Source organism: Streptomyces cathayae (assembly GCF_029760955.1).
GTDB lineage: Bacteria > Actinomycetota > Actinomycetes > Streptomycetales > Streptomycetaceae > Streptomyces > Streptomyces cathayae.
In genome coordinates this window covers 6837607-6853533 of sequence record NZ_CP121682.1, presented here as the reverse complement: position 1 = coordinate 6853533, position 15927 = coordinate 6837607, and the positions used below count along the sequence as shown (strand labels likewise).

The 15927-nt window shown below is 71.4% G+C and carries 18 protein-coding genes; 13 read left to right on the top strand and 5 right to left on the bottom strand.

Annotated features, from left to right (window positions below; all coding sequences use genetic code 11):
* Window positions 1-126: 126 nt before the first annotated feature.
* On the bottom strand, window positions 127-843 hold the full coding sequence (locus PYS65_RS31410) for a uracil-DNA glycosylase (protein ID WP_279337316.1): 717 nt from the start codon (window positions 841-843) through the stop codon (window positions 127-129).
* A gap of 122 nt (window positions 844-965) precedes the next feature.
* On the opposite strand from PYS65_RS31410, the gene PYS65_RS31405 reads away from it, so the two are divergent.
* Both PYS65_RS31405 and PYS65_RS31400 read left to right on the top strand, forming a co-directional pair.
* On the top strand, window positions 966-1997 hold the full coding sequence (locus PYS65_RS31405; RefSeq protein ID WP_279337315.1) for an N-acetylglucosamine kinase: 1032 nt from the start codon (window positions 966-968) through the stop codon (window positions 1995-1997).
* 84 nt (window positions 1998-2081) lie between these two features.
* Entirely contained in the window at window positions 2082-3005 is a 924-nt protein-coding gene (locus PYS65_RS31400; RefSeq protein ID WP_279337314.1) for a sirohydrochlorin chelatase, read from the top strand.
* 108 nt (window positions 3006-3113) lie between these two features.
* On the opposite strand, the gene PYS65_RS31395 is transcribed toward PYS65_RS31400, so the two are convergent.
* Window positions 3114-4184, bottom strand: coding sequence for a lactonase family protein (locus PYS65_RS31395; RefSeq protein ID WP_279337313.1), 1071 nt, complete (start codon window positions 4182-4184; stop codon window positions 3114-3116).
* Window positions 4185-4672: 488 nt separating this feature from the next.
* Between PYS65_RS31395 and PYS65_RS31390 the strand changes: the two genes are divergently transcribed.
* A complete protein-coding gene (locus PYS65_RS31390; protein ID WP_279337312.1) occupies window positions 4673-5422 on the top strand; it encodes a DUF4142 domain-containing protein in 750 nt (249 codons plus the stop codon).
* 26 nt (window positions 5423-5448) lie between these two features.
* On the opposite strand, the gene PYS65_RS31385 is transcribed toward PYS65_RS31390, so the two are convergent.
* Complete coding sequence (locus PYS65_RS31385) at window positions 5449-6258, bottom strand: LysR family transcriptional regulator substrate-binding protein (protein WP_279337311.1); 810 nt, start codon at window positions 6256-6258, stop codon at window positions 5449-5451.
* Window positions 6259-6329: 71 nt separating this feature from the next.
* On the opposite strand from PYS65_RS31385, the gene PYS65_RS31380 reads away from it, so the two are divergent.
* Together PYS65_RS31380 and PYS65_RS31375 are read left to right on the top strand one after the other, a co-directional pair.
* Window positions 6330-6722: a DUF5997 family protein gene (locus PYS65_RS31380; RefSeq protein ID WP_279337310.1), complete on the top strand. Its 393-nt coding sequence runs from the start codon at window positions 6330-6332 to the stop codon at window positions 6720-6722.
* Between the two features lie 269 nt (window positions 6723-6991).
* Window positions 6992-7480, top strand: coding sequence for a hypothetical protein (locus tag PYS65_RS31375; RefSeq protein ID WP_279338136.1), 489 nt, complete (start codon window positions 6992-6994; stop codon window positions 7478-7480).
* Between the two features lie 184 nt (window positions 7481-7664).
* Here the strand turns inward: PYS65_RS31375 and PYS65_RS31370 are convergent, their stop codons facing one another.
* Window positions 7665-7898: a hypothetical protein gene (locus PYS65_RS31370; RefSeq protein WP_279337309.1), complete on the bottom strand. Its 234-nt coding sequence runs from the start codon at window positions 7896-7898 to the stop codon at window positions 7665-7667.
* Between the two features lie 108 nt (window positions 7899-8006).
* Here PYS65_RS31370 and PYS65_RS31365 point away from each other — a divergent pair, with 108 nt between their 5' ends.
* The 8 genes from PYS65_RS31365 (at window position 8007) to PYS65_RS31330 (ending at window position 15326) form a co-directional block, all read left to right on the top strand.
* A complete protein-coding gene (locus PYS65_RS31365) occupies window positions 8007-8864 on the top strand; it encodes a helix-turn-helix domain-containing protein (RefSeq protein WP_279337308.1) in 858 nt (285 codons plus the stop codon).
* Window positions 8861-9067 (top strand): DUF397 domain-containing protein, encoded by a 207-nt coding sequence (locus PYS65_RS31360; protein ID WP_279337307.1) that lies wholly within the window; start codon window positions 8861-8863, stop codon window positions 9065-9067. The genes PYS65_RS31365 and PYS65_RS31360 overlap by 4 nt, the downstream gene beginning before the upstream one ends.
* A gap of 135 nt (window positions 9068-9202) precedes the next feature.
* Window positions 9203-9787 (top strand): hypothetical protein, encoded by a 585-nt coding sequence (locus tag PYS65_RS31355; protein ID WP_279337306.1) that lies wholly within the window; start codon window positions 9203-9205, stop codon window positions 9785-9787.
* Window positions 9788-9848: 61 nt separating this feature from the next.
* The gene (locus PYS65_RS31350) at window positions 9849-10274 is read left to right on the top strand and encodes a GNAT family N-acetyltransferase (protein ID WP_279337305.1); all 426 of its coding nucleotides are present in this window, start codon (window positions 9849-9851) and stop codon (window positions 10272-10274) included.
* A 191-nt stretch (window positions 10275-10465) separates the two neighbouring features.
* Window positions 10466-10996, top strand: a complete 531-nt coding sequence (locus tag PYS65_RS31345) for an SRPBCC family protein (RefSeq protein WP_279337304.1) — start codon at window positions 10466-10468, stop codon at window positions 10994-10996.
* 218 nt (window positions 10997-11214) lie between these two features.
* The gene (locus PYS65_RS31340; RefSeq protein WP_279337303.1) at window positions 11215-12723 is read left to right on the top strand and encodes a hypothetical protein; all 1509 of its coding nucleotides are present in this window, start codon (window positions 11215-11217) and stop codon (window positions 12721-12723) included.
* Window positions 12724-12769: 46 nt separating this feature from the next.
* On the top strand, window positions 12770-13861 hold the full coding sequence (locus PYS65_RS31335) for a DNA polymerase III subunit beta family protein (protein ID WP_279337302.1): 1092 nt from the start codon (window positions 12770-12772) through the stop codon (window positions 13859-13861).
* Between the two features lie 127 nt (window positions 13862-13988).
* Complete coding sequence (locus PYS65_RS31330) at window positions 13989-15326, top strand: MFS transporter (protein WP_279337301.1); 1338 nt, start codon at window positions 13989-13991, stop codon at window positions 15324-15326.
* Window positions 15327-15415: 89 nt separating this feature from the next.
* Here PYS65_RS31330 and PYS65_RS31325 read toward each other — a convergent pair whose 3' ends face one another.
* Window positions 15416-15886, bottom strand: a complete 471-nt coding sequence (locus PYS65_RS31325) for a cation:proton antiporter regulatory subunit (protein ID WP_279337300.1) — start codon at window positions 15884-15886, stop codon at window positions 15416-15418.
* Window positions 15887-15927 lie beyond the last annotated feature (41 nt).

The window sequence follows — 15927 nt, the reverse complement described above, 5'->3', positions numbered from 1 at the left end:
AGGACTGAGGGGGTTGAGGGGGTGAGGACCGGAGAGATCCCAGGCCCCGCAGTGCGGACCGGACTGATGCGCACCGCGGGACTCGGGTCGTCGGGTCCGTCCTCCTGACGGGCCCGGGGACCCGCGTCAACGGCCCTGCTGAACCGCCGCGTTCGTCTCCTGGGCCGACGGCAGCCGCCAGTCGACGGGGTCGGCGCCCTGCCGGACCAGGAAGTCGTTGGCCCGGCTGAACGGGCGCGAGCCGAAGAAGCCCCGGTCCGCCGACATCGGCGAGGGATGAGCCGACTCGATGGCGGGATAGTCCCCGAGCAGCGGACGCAGATTGCGCGCGTCCCGGCCCCACAGGATCGACACCAACGGGCCTCCCCGCGCGGCGAGGGCACGGATCGCCTGCTCCGTGACCTCCTCCCAGCCCTTGCCCCGGTGGGCGGCCGGCTTGCGCGGGGCGGTGGTGAGCGCCCTGTTGAGCAGCAGGACCCCCTGCTCGGTCCACGGGGTCAGATCGCCGTTGGCGGGCCTGGGCAGGCCCAGGTCCGCGTTCAGTTCCCGGTAGATGTTCTCCAGGCTGCCCGGCAGCGACCGCACGTCCGGCGAGACCGCGAAACTCAGGCCGATCGCCATTCCCGGTGTGGGGTACGGGTCCTGACCGACGATCAGGACCCTTACGTCGTCGAAGGGTTGCTGGAACGCCCGCAGCACGTTCGCTCCCGCCGGGAGGTACGTCCGGCCGGCCGCCACCTCGGCGCGCAGGAAGTCCCCCATGGCCGCGATGCGTCCGGCCACCGGTTCCAGGGCCTTCGCCCAGCCGGGCTCAACAAGTTCATGCAAGGGTCGTGGTGCCACGCCGGATCACTCTAGTGGCTCGCACCGACAGCCCGTACCAAGCGGTCCGGCCCCTGCGCCGGAAGCCGTCCGGGCGCTAGTGTTCCTCCCCGTCATGGTCGTCGAGGAGGTGGGGGGACGCGGTGTCTTCGTCCGCCGGGCCCGGATTCGTCGCCGTGGATTCCGGGGGCTCCGGACTGCGTGTCGTCGTCGGTGCCGCCGGGCGCGGTCCGCTCGCCCGGGGCGCTTCCGGTGAACCGGTGCGGACCGGTTCCCGGGGAATCGACCCGGGGCATCTCATGGAGCAACTCGTGCCCATGGCACGGGGGCTGGCCGCCGAGGCCGGGATCGGGCGGCTGGACACGGCGGCCGTCGGTGCGGCCGGGCTGGCCAGCCTCGGGGACGCGCTGCGCGCCGAGCTGCCGGGGGCGCTGGCCCGGGAGCTGGGGGTACGGCGGGTGGCACTGGCCGCCGACGCCGTCACCGCCTACGTCGGCGCCCTGGGGCCCCGGCCGGGTGCCGTGATCGCCGCCGGCACGGGTCTGATCGCCGTCGGCACCGATCTGACCGGGTGGCGCCGGGCGGACGGCTGGGGGCATCTGCTCGGCGACTGCGGCGGCGGCGCGTGGATCGGACGGGCGGGGCTGGAGGCGGCGCTGCGCGCCCACGACGGACGGGGCGGCGGCTCCGGCCGGCTGCTGGCGTGCGCCGAGGAGATGTTCGGCCCGGCGGCCGCGCTGCCCGGCCACCTGTACCCGCGCACCGACCGGGCGGCCGTCCTCGCCTCCTTCGCACCCCGGGTGGCGGAGTGCGCCGACGACGACGCCGTCGCCGCGGACATCCTGCGGGCAGCGGCCCGGCACATGGCCGACTCGGCGGCGGCCGTCTACCCGGAGACGGGTGCGGGTGCGGGTGCGGTCGAGCCTCTGGTGGCGCTCACCGGTGGCCTGTTCAACATGGGCGCCCCGCTTCTCGCACCCCTGGACGAGGAGTTGGCCAAGCGGCTGCCGGGGGCTCGACGGGTGGCGGCCAAGGGCAATCCGCTGCATGGGGCGGTGTGCATCGCCACCGACCTCGCGACCGGCTCGTTCACCCTTCCGAGTGACGAGAAGATGCTGTGCGTGACGAGTCCGGCAGGTGGAGGGGACACCGTCGCTCCCGGCGCCGACACATAACACAACAGACATATCCGGATGGATGTCTCGCAGACGTACCCTCCCCGAACAGAGGAGCCCAGGAAACCACTAACATTCCGCTCCATGAGCACCCCCACTGGGCCCGCGTCCGGCCTGCCAGTACGAATGCCGCGCCCCCGCCAGCCCGGACGGCACCGCCGTCCCGAGCCTCTGGTGGCTCCCGAGGGCGCGCCCGCGCTCGTCCTCGCCGTGCCGGGTACTCCGAGCAGCGCCACCCGTTCCCTCGCGGACGAGGTCGTGAGCATCGCCCGCTCCGAACTCCCCGGCCTGGACGCTCGGATCGGTTACCTCGACGGAGACGACGAGGAGTTTCCCACGCTGCAGGCGGTACTCGCGCACGCCGCCGAGGAGCGCACCGCCCGCTTCGAGCAGGCTCGTGCCGCCGGCATGGACGTCAAGGAACCTGACGGCCCCGTCGCCGTCGTCGTGCCGCTGCTCGCCGGTCCGGACAGCGCGCTGCTGCGCCAGGTCCGTCAGGCGCTGATGGACAGCCGCGTCGCCGCCGAGCTGACCGATGTGCTCGGTCCGCACCCGCTGCTCGCGGAGGCTCTGCACGTGCGACTGTCCGAGGCCGGTCTGGCCCGCGCCGACCGGGCCCGGCTGTTCACCGTGGCGACCGCCGCGGACGGCATCATCCTCGCCTCCGTGGGCGGTGACGAGGCCGTGCAGGCGGCCGGGATCACCGGCATGCTGCTCGCCGCGCGTCTCGCCGTGCCGGTGATCGCGGCAGCCCTGGACGAGGAGGGCTCGATCGCGTCGGTGGCCGAGCAGCTGCGCAACTCCGGTTCGCAGCAGCTGGCTCTCGCGCCGTACCTGATCGGTCCCGAGATCGACGCGAGCCTGGTCGAGGAGGCCGCGAAGGAGATCGACTGCTCCGCCTCCGAGGCGCTGGGCCCCTACCCGGCGATCGGCAAGCTCGCCCTTGCCAAGTACACGTCCGCGCTGGGCATCGCCCCGCAGCAGGCGCAGAGCGCTCCGGCGCACTGACCGGGGCGGCTCATCCGCTCGCACGACGCCGAAGGGCTCGCTCCGACCACTTCCGTTCCAGTGGTCAAAGCGGGCCTTTCGGCTTTGCGCCCGCCGGGGTGGCGGCTCTCAGCCGACGACCACGCAGGACGCCGCCGCCACCGGGATCGCACCGCCGCGCCGCGGTACGCCCGTGTCCGGGTCGACCGCGAACCAGGTCACGTCCCCGGAGCGTTCGTTCGCGACGTACAGGAAGCCGCGGGACTCGGTGAGCGCGCGGGGCCAGTGACCGCCGCAGGGCACGGTGGCGGTCAGCCGCAGCCCGGCCGCCCCGTCCGTCCCTGCCGCCCCCTCTGCGTCTGTCTCGACCGCGAGAACCGACAGCACGTCCTCGCCGCGGGTCGCGGTCCACACGAAGCGCCCGTCGGGCGAGACGGCGACATCCGACGGGTAGGCGTCGCCCGCCGGGGTGCCGGGCAGGACCGGGATCTCGGCCAGCGGCCGGAGCGCGCCCTCGGCGGCGTCCCAGCGGCAGACGACCAGGGTGGGGCTGAGTTCGTTGAGGACGTACGCGCGTGTGCCGTCCGGATGGAAGGCCAGGTGCCGGGGGCCGGAGCCGGGGCGCAGCGCGACCTCCCGGCGCTGCTCGGGAGCGCCGTCGGCCAGCTCGTACACCCGCACCGAGTCCGTACCGAGGTCGACGCCGACCGCCCAGCGGCCGCTCGGGTCCGGCAGTATCTGGTGGGCGCGCGACCCCTGCCGTCCCTGCGGGTGGGGACCCGGGCCGGTGTGCCGGAACACCCCGGACGCGGACCGTCCCAGGCCGCCGTCGGCGCGGACGGGGACGGCGGTGACGCTGCCGGAGCCGTAGTTGGCGGTGAGGACGTGTCCGGCGAAGACGCAGAGGTGAGTCGGCCCGTTCGCGTGGACCGGCACCGGAGGGCCGGCCGGCTCCAGCACGTCCCCCGCCCCGGTACCGGGCACCCGGTACGCGGCCACGGCCCCTTCGGCCGTCTCGCTGACCGCGTAGAGCGTCCTTCCGTCGGGCGAGAGCGTCAGGCAGGAGGGGTCGGGCAGATCCTTCAGGGTGCCCAGGACGGTCAGTGCGCCGTCCTCGGGGGCGACAGCGGTGGTGACGATGCCCGGGCCTCCCGCCGCCGTGAACGATCCGATGAACGCCCGCCGTCTGCCGTCCGTCACGCCTGATCCCCTCCGGTTCCCCGCCGTCCGCGGCTGCTCCTGCCGGTCTCCACCGGCCTGCACCGGTCTCCGGCCGGTTTCCTCCCGACCGGAGCGACGCTAGCAGCCGATCCCTCCAGGTCTAGACCAAAGCCCGCCGTTCGTCCGCCCAGGCATCGCACACCTGCTCCCGACGCTCGGAGTCACGTGTGATCTTCGGCACTTCCGGCTCCGGTGCCTCCCCCCTCCCGGAGCCGCGACGGCGTCACCCTGCTGGACGAAATCTGGACGGGAGCACCCTCGGCAGCAAGAACGCCCTGGTCACACGGGGGCGGCCCGTCGTGGCCGCCTGGGTGCCGGCCTGCCGGGCGGGGCCGACGGCATCGCAGGGCCGCACCGGCCGTCGTCACCGGGTGCCGACGGCAGAAGATTCCTTCCGGAACGGTGATTGTTTCGCCACCGCCGTCCGTACTCCCTGGCGTTGGGCTGTTGATACACCAGGAGGAACGATGCGCATCTCGCGCAGCACGGCAGGAACCGCGTTCGTGGGCGGAGCCATGGTTCTCACCCTCTCCGCGCTCGCCTACCCCACCATGCTGGGCGTGCAGAACACCTCGAGCACCCAGGACCGGGTCGTCGCCAATACGCAGTACGGCCAACTGACCGAGGCCGACCGTGACTTCGTGGTCAAGGTGCGCGCCGCCGGACTGTGGGAGCACCCCCTGGGCCTGCTGTCGATGGAGCGGGGCACGACGCCGGAGATGAAGGAGGTGGGCGAGCACCTGGTCGTGGGGCACGGACGGCTCGACGAGAGCTGCCGCAGGATCTCCCTCGAGCTGGGCATCACCCTGCCCAACCAGGCCTCGCCCCAGCAGGAGCAGTTCGTGGAGACCATCAAGGCCACCAACGACAAGGAGTTCGACACCACGGCCGTGAACATCATGCGGGTGACGCACGGCCAGATCTTCTCGGTGATCGCCAAGGTCCGGGCCAACACCAGGAACACCCTGGTGCGGCAGCTGGCGGACCAGGCCAACGACACCGTGCTCGACCACATCACGGTCCTGGAGAAGACCGGACTGGTCAATCACGAACAGGTCAACTTCCAGCAGACCAGCCCGCCCAAGATGCCCCGGGAGCAGGTGACGCCGCCGGCTCCGCAGGCGGGCGCCCCGGTGCTGGTGCTCGAGATCCCCGAGGAGCTGAAGGACCTCAACACGGTCTCCCCGGCGCCGACGCCCGGTGAGGCGGTGAAGTAGGCGCCCCGGAACCCGGGAGACGGACGTCAGGACCCGCGGCGGGGGTTGCCCCGGCGCGGGTTCTTCGGTGTGCCGCCGGTGCCCTTCCGCCGCCCGCCGCCGGCCGGCCCGCCTGCCGCCTGCTGCCGACGGGCACCGCCCTTCTCGGCGGCCCGCCCGGGCTTCTCCTGCTTCTCCTGCTTCTTCTGCTTCTTCTGCTTCTCCTGCGCGGAAGGCTGGGGCCGGGTGCGGCCCCGGGTGCTGTTGACGGTCCGGCCACGGACGATCCCGATGAAGTCCTCCACCGAGTCGGTGGTCGCGGCCTCGGGCCACGCCAGCGCCACGGTCGACTCGGGGGCGTCCCTGAGCGGCCGGTGAGTGAGGTCCTTGCGGTGGTGCAGCCGCGCCAGGGACAGCGGTACGACGAGCACACCGATCCCGGCCGCGACGAGCTGGACGGCGTCGGCGGTGGTCGCGGGCCGTTCGAGAGCGGGCTTCCCGGGCAGGGTCTCCCACAGGAGGACGTCGTCGAGGGGGTGCAGCACGATCTCGTCGGCCAGATCCTCGGGGGCCACCTCGTCGACCGCCGTCACGAGGTGGTCCTTGGGAACCACGACGACCGTCTGCTCGCTGTAGAGGGGAATCGCGCTGAACACCGTCCGGTCGACGGGCAGCCGGACGAGGCCCGCGTCGGCGTCCCCGTTCAGCAGCAGGTCGGCCGCCTGTGCTGCGGGCACCTGGGTGAGGGTCAGCGGGACACCGGGCAGTCGCTCGTTCCAGACGCGTGCCCACTTGCCGGGCATCACCCCGGGTGCGTACACGAGCCGGAACGATGGGGGCACATCCGAGCCTGTCACCCGGCCAGGCTACCGGCCCCGTCCACCGATCGTGGTCGGCGGTCGCGCACACGGTCGATACCCTGGACACCATGACGTCGCACCAGAGCACCCAGACGATGAAGCCCGCGACCGCGGCGAAGAAGCTGGGTGTGTACCTCGAGGCCACCCCCGCCGAATTCCGGGAGGGTGTCGTCTCACGCGCCGAGCTGAACGCGCTCCAGGCGGACCCGCCCCAGTGGCTGCGCGACCTGCGGCGCAACGGCCCGCACCCCCGCCCGGTGGTCGCGGCCAGGCTGGGCATCTCCATCTCGGGTCTCGCCCGCGGCGGAATCACCGAGCCCCTCACCACGGAGCAGATCAAGGCTCTGCGGGAGGAGCGCCCCGAGTGGCTGGAGCGGGAGCAGGCCACCCAGGCGGAGGTCCGCAAGGAGGCGGAGCGCATCCAGCAGCGGAACGAGGAGCGCGCGAAGCGCAACGACTGATCGGCCGATCCCCACCGCTCCTTCCCTCACCACCGAACACCCCCGAACGACCTCGAACACCCCCGCACGGGCTTTCCCCTCGGGGGTGTTCTCGTCCGCACGCGCCCCCGCGTGCCGCGATGCCGACGGAACGCGAGCCTGCCCCACCCCTTCCGTCACATAGAAATATCTACGACCATGGCTGCACGCCGGGTCGGCACGCGGACGACCGTCGGCCCGTGACCAGCACGCGCCCGCAGCGGCGCAGCCGACCGTGCGCGGGGTGGGACATGCAGAGCACCGGATGGAGACAGGCCGTCGAATGGCTGGCCGCGGCGGCCAAAGACCCTCGGCAGTGCAAACGGGAATGGGACCACGGCACGGGGACGGCACTGCTCGCCGCAGGACGGTACTGGGACGTGCTGAGCGTTCCCGACCGGCTCGGACTGCTCGCCCTGGACCTCCTGTGGAGCGATCCGCTGAAGGTGCCCGGGCCCACCCTGGTGGATGTCATGGCACGCAGAGTCGGATTCTTCCTGCCGCCCGACCCGTCCGGCCAGTGGGTCGGGTTCGGCGTGCGGCACGTCAGCCGTGGCTCCTGGGTGGCGGTCCCCCCGCCGTACCGCCCCACCGGCCGCCTGGAATGGCTCGTCCCTCCCGACGGCACCGGCACCCTGCACTGCCCCACCACCCTCGAACAGGCCCTGCGCACAGCCACCGGCACCCTCGCCGTCCTGACCCCACCCGGCCCGGAACCGACGGAGCCGGACGGCTGGTGAGTGCCTCGCCGGGCTGATCAGTGGTCCGCCTGATCGCGCCGAGCCGACCGGCCGGGCCCCTGCGGGCCTCGACCACCGACCACGTCGCCCGCTCACGGAGTTCCTCGGGGTACTCACGGGGAGCAGGGACGCTCGACATCCTTCCGAGTCTTCGATGTCTCCCTCAGACGCGGGGACGGTCCCATCACCCGCTGCCGAGTTCTTGTGTGCGCGCCAGTACGCCTTCCGCCAGGCTGCGGAACTCCCGGTAGCAGGTCTGCACGTACTTCTGGGTGCTGCCGAGCGCACCGTCGGCGGCCTTCAGATCGAACATGGGCTTTCTGGCGTCGTGCGCGAGTCTCATGAGGCTGCGGTAGTCGCGCAGGGTGGCGATGTGGTGCCGGTCGTCACCGGGCTCCACCACTCCCTCGTCCAGCACGGCCGCTGTACGGCTTCGTACGGCAGGTGTACGGGTCGAAGCCCGTGGCCGGAACGGCTCACCGATCGTTGCCGTCACAAGGAACCACTGCGCAGAACAGGGGGCGTGATGAGCAGGACGACCCAGCGGGAATGCGGAACCACCGGTCAGCGCCGGCCGGACAAGGAACGCCCGGCAGCCTGGAGCGCCTACGGCAAGCTCGTCCGCCTCTTCCGCGAACGCGCCGGCCTCACCCAGCAGGCCCTCGCCGAGGCGATCGACTACTCGATGGAGCAGGTCGCTTCCGTCGAGCAGGGGCGGAGACCGGCCAAGGCGGCCTTCACGGAAGCCGCGGAGCGGGTGCTGGAGGCGGGCGGGGCGCTGCGGGTGCTCCAGGAGGACGTGGACCGGGCCAAACTGCCCGTCTTCTTCCAGGACTTCGCCCTGCTGGAGGCCGAGGCGGTGAGCAGGTTCTCGTACGACCCCCTGTTGATTCCCGGGTTGCTGCAAACCGAGGCATACGCACAGGCGCTGCTTGAAGCGCATTTTCCGCCTCTGTCCGATGAGATCGTCGAGCAAAGGGTCGCGGCTCGCCTTGCGCGTCAGGCGCTGCTGAGCCGCAAGAACCCGCCCATGGTCTTCGTGTTCGTCGTGGAGGAAGCAGCGATCCTGCGGGGGGTCCGCAGCACTGCCATCATGCAAGGACAGTTGGAGCACCTGCTGATGTGCTCGAAGATGCGCAACGTCGAACTCCAGGTCATGCCCACGGTCCGAGGTGCCCACAGCGGACTCAACGGGCCGATGGTGCTGATCGAGTCGACTGACCGCAAGCAGTTCGCGTACATCGAGGCACAGGACGTCGTAAGCGTCAGGTCCGACCGGCACGAGGTCAGCGAGTTCTGGCTGCGGTATGGGATGCTGCGCACGCAGGCCCTCAACACCGAGGAGTCCTCCCGTCTCATCGAGCGCATGGCAGGGGAGCTATGAGCACCGATCAGGGCATCGAGCAGTCCAGTGAACTCGCCTGGTTCAAGAGCAGCTACAGCGGAACGAGCGGCGGGGACTGCGTAGAGGTGGCCGTCGGCTCGGACACCGTGTATGTACGGGACTCGAAGGCCGTGGACGGCGGGCCCGTACTGCGGGTCGGCCAGGCCGAGTGGACCGCGTTCGTGGCGCTCGCGGCTCTGTAGCACCGCTGGAGTTCCGGAGCGCAACAACGGGCTCGTCCGCGCCACTTCCGCCTCCCGACGCCTATCGGCGGTTGCGGGGTGACAGGTCCATTCGGATCGCGCTGGACCTGCACGACCTGGACCAGGCCCGTCGAAGTGGCACAGGCCGTGGCCTCGGCGGGTGCCGAGTTCATCGAGGTCGGCGATCCGTTGATCAAGACGGTGGGTGTCACCGCCGTGGAGCGGATCAAGCGAGCCGTCCCCCACACCACCGTCGTCGCGGAGATGATGTCGGCCGACTGGGGACGCGACCAGGTGGTGCCGACGGCCGAGTACGGAGCGGACGCGGTCTTCCTCATCGGGCCGGCCACCATCGCGAGCGTGTCGGCAGCTGTCGACGCGGGGCGGCGGCTGGGCGTGCCCATCCTGCTGGACGTACCGTCCGGACATGTCTCCGCGCACTGGATCGCCGACAGGGAGCAGGCCGGTGTGGACGGCTTCGCCATCACCACCGACATCGACATCGGGGTCGGGAGCAACCATCCCCTGGCCCGCTCCCAGGCGCTCCACAGCTGGACGAGGCTGCCGGTCGCCGTGTCCGGCGGTTTCAGCTCGACCGACCGGATGGTGCTGCGCAGCCCCGAATGGGACGTGCTCATCGTCGGCCGCAGCGTCACGGAGGCCACCGACCCCGCCACCGCCGCCCGCCTGCTGACCCAATTGATCCACCAACCGGAGTGAGACCCACCGCCATGCACGTCACCCCCTTCGCCAGGACCTGATCCCCGACGTCATCAAGTTGATGGAGCAGGGACCCCCTTACATCAGCCCCCGTACCGCGTCGGACTACTGGCTGTACGCGCACCTTTTCGCCTCCTCGTGCCCGGTCGCCCTGATCGACGGGGAAGTGGCCGGTGCGGTCATGGCGTTCCGCAGTCAGGAAGATCCCGAGGAGGTCTACATCCAGGACGTGATGACCAGTCCCGGCCACCGCAGGCTCGGCGTGGCGAAGACCCTGCTGGAACACGTACGGCTGCGAGCCGTCTCCTGGGGCTGCTCCCGTCTCTACTTGACGTCCGAACCCGAGAACACCGGCGCTCAGGCCACCTGGCTCTCGCTCGGTTTCCACAATGTGCCCGGAGAGATGGAAGTGAACGGCGTCTCGATCCACAGGGACTTCAAGGGTCCCGGCAAGCACCGGGCCGTCTACCAACTGCTGCTGTCCTGACCTCCTCTCCTGCCCGCGGTGACGACGTGCTTCTCAATGCCGTCGAAGAGCACCTCGGCCGCCGCCAGTACCCCTGCGCCCAGGGGCCTCACCCGTGCGCCCGCTTCTGGACGAGCCGACGAGGCCAAAAACTGTTGCGAGATACATCAAGATCTCAGATGATCAGGGAGTCCGAACCGAGGGAGACTGACGTGCGATTCGCCGATGGTCCACGTGTGCACTGCGATGTTCATGTCGAGGCAGCCTTACCGCGGGTCTGGGAGCTGGTGACGGACGTCCATCTGCCTGCCCGGCTCAGTCCGGAGCTGCAGCGCGTCGTATGGCTCGACGGCGCGGACCGGCCCGTGGTGGGTGCGCGCTTCGAGGGCTACAACCGCCACGACAAGCTCGGCGAGTGGCGAACCGTCTCCCACGTGGTCGAGGTGGACGAACCATGGGTGTTCGCCTGGGCCGTCACGGATGCGGACGGCCGGTTCGGAGAGCCGACGCTGGATCCGGCGAAGCCTATGGCGTCCTGGCGCTACGAACTCGAGGCCGAGGGCGAGGGCACCCGGCTGCGGCAGTCGGCCCTCATCGGGCCGGGCCGCAACGGGGTCACTCTGGCCATCGAGCGCTGGCCGGATCGGGAGGAGGAGATCATTTCCTTCCGGCTGAAAGAACTGCACGCGGGGATGGAGACCACCCTTCACGGCATCAAGAGGCTTGCCGAAGAGCAGCAGTGATCCGGGCAGCGGCCTCCGAAGGGTTGGTGGTATCGGTGTTGACCACCAGGGTCTTGCTGCCGATGGCGGCCGGGGTGCCGGCGGCGTGCTCGTACAAGTCGACCTCGCGCCGGGGAGATGCCGGGTACAGCGCCAAGCCGCATGCCCGGGCCCGGAAGTCTCCGCCTGGGGACGGGTCCTGACACTGCCTCAATTGCTGTGGTGAGCCCGGGGGCTCAGTGGAGGCAGAGGCAGATCGGCGGGCGGAGCGCAAGAAGGCGCTCACCGCTGTGTCGTCCTCGCTGTGGGCCGGGGCGATGACCCGCACCTCGGAGGACCAGTACCAGCTCTCCCCGCGGTGCCTGTACGACCAGGCCGCCGGGCTGCGTCGCGCCGCCCGCGCCATCGAACGCCGTCTCGCCGTGCCGTGCGGGAAGCGCGTGGGCAAGGCCCGGGGCTACACCGACCAGAACGAGCGCTTCCACAAGCAGTGCCGCCTGCAGTCCCTCAAGACCCGCCTGGCTGCCGTGGAGCAGCGCATCGCATCCGGTCGTCCGGCGATCACCGTCGGCGGCCGAGGACTGCTGAAGAAGCGTCACCACCTCGCCGACGCCCAGCTCACCGAAGAGCAGTGGCGTCGGCGATGGGAGGCCTCGCGCCTGTTCCTGACGGCTGACGGCGAGTCCGCGGCCCCGTTCGGCAACTACACCATCGCCGTCGACCCGGGCGACGGCGCCGTCACCCTCGTACTGCCCGAGCCCCTGCGGCACCTGGCCAACGCACCTCGCGGCCGTTACCGGCTTCAGTGCACGGTGCTTTTCCACCATCTGCGCGAGGAATGGATCGACCGCGTCACCGCCAACCGGGCCGTCCGCTACGACATCGTCCACGACCCCGCCCGGGGCCGCTGGTACCTCGATGCCTCCTGGTCGTCGGACAAGGCCACGCCGCCCACCCCACAAGAGATCCGTGCCTCGGGTGCGCGCACGCTCGGCGTCGACCTCAACGCCGACCACCTCGCGGCCATCGTCCTTGACGAGCACGGCAACCCGACCGGTGGACCACACACCGTCCCGCTCGACCTGACCGGCCCCACCACCACTCGGGACGGCAGGCTCCGGGCAGCGATCCGCCGCCTGCTCTTCATCGCCCATGAGCACGGCTGCGCGGGTATCACGATCGAGAACCTCGGCTTCACCGACGCCCGCGCCACCGGCCGCGAGACCATGGGCCGCGGGCAGCGCGGCAAACGTTTCCGCCGCACGGTCGCAGGCATCCCCACCGCACGATTCCGCGAACGACTGCGCGGCATGGCCCACCACCACGGCCTGATCGTCATCGCCGTCGACCCCGCCTACACCAGCATCTGGGGCGGGAAGCACTGGGCCCCCTCGCTCCAGCAGCAGACCAGGACCACCGTCACCCGGCACCACGGTGCCGCCGTGGCGATCGGCAGGCGCGGCCTGGGACACAGGATCCGGCGTCGGCCAGGTGTGACCGCACCCGACCAGAGGATCGGGCAGCGGAGAGCTACCGGCCAGACCGCATCCCCTCCCAGGCCGCGCGGGACCACGAGCCCACCCAGGACAGCGGGCACGCCCCGACGGGGCGGCAAGACCCGACCGTGCCGAGGTGACCAGCTTGTGCTGTTCCCCGTCCTCGAAGACCGTTCGCGAGGTCACCAGGCCCTCACCGGCCCGGTTTGCGGCGAGTCGGCCACGCTGGCCGACTCCCATAGGAACGGTTGACCCTCGACCTTGTCGAGGGGGCAGGGTCTCGGGTGTGGAGAGCGAGATGCGCAGCATTGGTGAGATGGCCCGGGACAGCGGCCTGAGCGTGAGCGCCCTGCGGTTCTACGACCGTGCGGGGGTGCTGGTCCCCGACTGGGTGGACCCGGTCAGCGGCTACCGCTGGTACGCGCCCGGGCAGTCGGACGAGGCCAGGTTGCTGGCGCGGTTGCGCCGGGCCGGGATGCCGCTGGCCGACATCCGGCTGGTGCTGGCCGGCTGGGCCGGCGCGGACACCGATCTCGTCCGGCAGCTCCTTCAGGCGCACCTGCGCCGGCTGGAACAGGGGTTGTCCGATGCCCGCGGTGAGTTCTCCACGCTCCGAGCCCTACTCGACGACAGGGAGAAACCCATGACCTCGCTCCGTACCTCCTCGGCCCGGCCGACCCTTGCCTCGCCCGAACTGGCCACCGCGTTGGACGCGGTCCGTTTCGCCGCCGGCACGGATCCCGAACTGCCGATGCTCGGCGGGGTCCTGTTCGACATCGAGGGCGACATCCTGCGCCTCGTGGCGACCGACCGGTACCGGCTGGCCGTCGCGCGGACCGCGGTCACCGGGCACGGCGGGTCCCGCGTGCAGGTGACCGTGCCCCTGCCGCTGGTCGACGCGATGCGGGCGCTGGCCGGCGGCACCGAACCCGTCCGGCTCTCCGTGGACGGTGACCGGGTGGCGCTGGAGACCGAGAGCGGCCGTCAGGTGGCCGGCCAGTGCCTCGACCACGAGTTCCCGGACTACCGGCGCCTGGTCCATCTGCCGGCCGGGCGTCGGGCCCTCGTCGAGGTGGTGGCCTTCCGGGAGGCGGTGGAGGCGGGTCCCGTCCGTACCGGCGAGGTGCGCGAGCAGGACGGGGTGCCCTACGAGGTCAGCGTGCTCGGGGTGGCCGACGACGGCACGGTGGTCCTCTGCGAGGACGGTGACGACGGCCAGGACCGTGTCGCTGTCAACCGCGAGTTCCTGCTGCACGCCCTCGACGCCGGGGCCCGTGACCGGCTGGTCCTGGAGTTCGGCGCCTCCACGGCACCGCTCGCGATCCGCCGCCCCGACGACGAGGACACCTTCTCGCTGCTGATGCCGGTCCGGCTGGACAGCCAGGCCTGAGCCGAGCGCCGAAGCACTGAAGCGCTGAGGACCCCTGGCGGAATGGACCGATGGCTCGACATGGGTGGGTGAGGCGTGGCGGGGACCGTTCGTCCCGAGGCCGGTACGGCATGGATCGGGGGTTCTGATGCCGACCGGTGACGAGACCGCGGAGTCTCCTGGAGCGGCTTGTGGCGTCCCGTCCGCGCAGGGTGGCGGGCGGCACTCGCGGGTCCAGGAGCGGCTGCCTCGGTCCTATCTGTGGTGGCTCGTCGGGATCCTGGTCTCGCTCGTGGGCAACGTGGTCTTCTACTTCGCTCTCGGCTGGGCCGCCAGTGCGTACGGCGGGAGCGTCGCGGGTCTGGTGCTGAGCGCGGTCACGCTTCCCCGCGTTCTGCTCCTTCTCGTCGGGGGTGCGGTGGGCGACCGGGTCAGCGCGCGTCGCGTGCTGATCACCGGCGATGCGGTGATGCTGGTCCTCTCGCTGGGTCTGGCCACCCTCGCCCACCACCTGGGGGCTCCGCCCTGGCTGCTCATCGCGACAGGTATTGCGGTGGGTGTCGTCGATGCCCTCTATCTGCCCGCCTCGGGGTCCATGCCCCGTCGGATGGTGGCCGAGGCACAGTTACCGCGGGCGTTGTCCCTGCGACAGGTCGGCGGCCAGGTGATCACCATGGGAGGCGGGCCGCTGGGCGGCGTCCTGGTCGGTCTTGCCGGGCTTGCGGGCGCGGCCGCGTTCAACGCCGTCACCTTCGCCTTCACGCTGATCGTCCTGGCGCTCGTCCGCCCGCGGTACGAAGCGGCGCGGTCCTCCGCGGCGGCCGGTCTGCTCAAGGAGGCCATGGACGGCGTGCGCGTGGCCTTCGCCCATCCGGTGCTGCGTCCGGGGCTTTGCCTCACCGGGTTCGCGGCCGGCTTCCTGTTGCCCGTGCTGTCGCTCCTGGTTCCCCTGCTCGCCCGTGAGCGGGAGTGGGGCGCGGGGGCCGCGGGGCTCGTGATCGGAGCGCAGGGCGTGGGCATGGTGGCGATCACCCTGGTGGTGGTGAGGCGCGGTCCGCTGGGCCGGCCCGGTCTGCTGTCGGCGGGCGCGCTCGTGCTGGCCGGTGCGGGGGTGCTCGCCCTGGCGCTGGCGCCGGGTACGGCGGGAGCGGTGACCGCCGGTGTGGTCGTCGGTGTCGGCAACGGGATCTTCTCCGCGCACATCGCGCCGCTGGTCCTGGCAGCGGCGCCGGAAAGCCATCTGTCCCGCGTCCAGGCGGTTCTCGTGCTCGTGCAGAGCCTGGCCCTGTTGCTCATGAACAGTGTGCTCGGCGCCTTCGTCGATCTCGAAGGTGCCACCGTCGTCCTCGTCGCCTGTGCCGTCATGCTCGTCGGCGTCGGGCTGGCGGGCCTGGCCTCCGGCCCGCTCCGCAACGACCGCACGGGACTGCGGCCCCCCGCTGAGCCGGGTCGGCCGCGACGGCCGCGTACCGGCGGCACGGCCTGAAGACGGCCTGCCCGTCGAGCGGCCCGCCAGTCGGTGGCCGCCTTCGTCAGCGTGGTGACGGAAGCTCGCGGAAGAGTGAGGGCGCGGGCTCACTCCCGTCCGAGGATCTCGGCGGCGGTCTCGATGCCCTCGCGGGTCCCGATGACGATCAGTGTGTCACCGCCCGCAAGCCGGAAGTCCGGGGTCGGGGACGGGATCGCCTCGGCCCGCCGCAGCACGGCCACGATCGAGGCGCCGGTGTCGGTGCGCATCCTGGTCTCGCCCAGCACCCTGCCGTTCCAGTGGGAGGCGGCGGACAGCTCGATGCGCTCCGCGACCAGGCCCAGGTCGGTCGTGTACAGCAGGTTCGGGCTGTGGTGGGCGGGCATCAGCGCGTCGACCAGGGCGGCCGACTCGGCGACGTTCAGCCTCAGCGACTGGGCGCAGGCGTCCGGGTCGTCGGACCGGTAGATGTTGACCGTGCGTGCGCCGTCCCGGTGCGCGATCACGGAAAGGTGCTGGCGCTCACGCGTGGTGAGGTCGTATTTCACGCCGATGCCCGGCAGCGGCGTGGTGCTCATCCGTGGAGCAGGCACAGCCCGTCCCCTTCCCGGTTTCCTCT